The 951-nt window shown below is 59.8% G+C and carries 1 protein-coding gene; it reads left to right on the forward strand.

Annotated features, from left to right (window positions below):
- Window positions 1–19: 19 nt before the first annotated feature.
- Window positions 20–784, forward strand: a complete 765-nt coding sequence (locus AC1DLB_RS30970; RefSeq protein WP_477744103.1) for a hypothetical protein — start codon at window positions 20–22, stop codon at window positions 782–784.
- Window positions 785–951: the final 167 nt, after the last annotated feature.

Genomic DNA, 951 nt, shown 5'->3' on the forward strand with positions numbered 1-951 from the left:
GCTTCAAGGAGAGAACCCCATGACAAGCACTTCGAACAAACCCGAGCTTGCAGCCCCGACCCTGGCGCAAACTCACAAGACTGGTATCAACATCACCTCGGCCGCTCACCTGATAATCGACGTGCCTCCCTATCCCCGTATGTACGAAGGCGACCTGATCGAGCTGTTCTGGAACAACTGCTACGTGGCCTCCAGCGTATTGGGAGCGGATCATGGCAACAAAGCGGTGAGCTTGCGGGTGCCGGAAAGCTTCATTGCCAACGGTTCTGCTCGCGTCCATTACAAGGTCATGCAGATCGGGCAAGGGCCAGCGGTATCACCGGCGGCGCGCGTCCAGATCAAACTCGATTGCCCCGGCGGCCTGCCCTCGCCCCTTTGCGATGAGGAAAACCAGAGCCTGGCGCCTGTGTTCATCCCCGAGACCATTCGCCGTCAGGGGGTCAATCCGAACCAGGTCAAGCGCGGTGTGCCATTGACCATCGAACCGTACCTGAACATGGCCGCCGACGACGAAATCACCCTGCGCTGGGGCGACGTGCGCATGGACCTGCCCAAACTCAAGGCCGACGATGTGGGTCAGCCGATTCACGTCTGGGTGCCACCGGCAATCATTCTCGAAGCCGGCGAAGACCTTCGACTGGAAGTGACCTACTGCATCCTCGACCGGGTGGGTAACAACTCGCGCTGGGCACCGGCCCGCACGCTGAAGATCGGCTGTGCCAATCCTTACCTGAAAGTGCCGCCCAAAGAAGTGCTCAAAGCTGCTGAGCCTCGAAAGAAGTGAAGCGCCTGTAGTGCACGATATGAGGGCTTTTTGTGGCGAGGGAGCTTGCTCCCGCTGGGGTGCGAAGCGCCCCCAAAACTGGCTCACGTGTTTGTGTAATTGAATCGTGATGGCCGATTTTGCGACTGCTTCGCAGCCGAGCGGGAGCAAGCTCCCTCGCCACAGGG

Source organism: Pseudomonas sp. 05N434, from assembly GCF_056396965.1.

Excerpts from the sequence above, each read along its gene's own strand:
- AC1DLB_RS30970 (WP_477744103.1), top strand. The coding sequence starts at position 20 with ATGACAAGCACTTCGAACAAACCCGAGCTTGCAGCCCCGACCCTGGCG.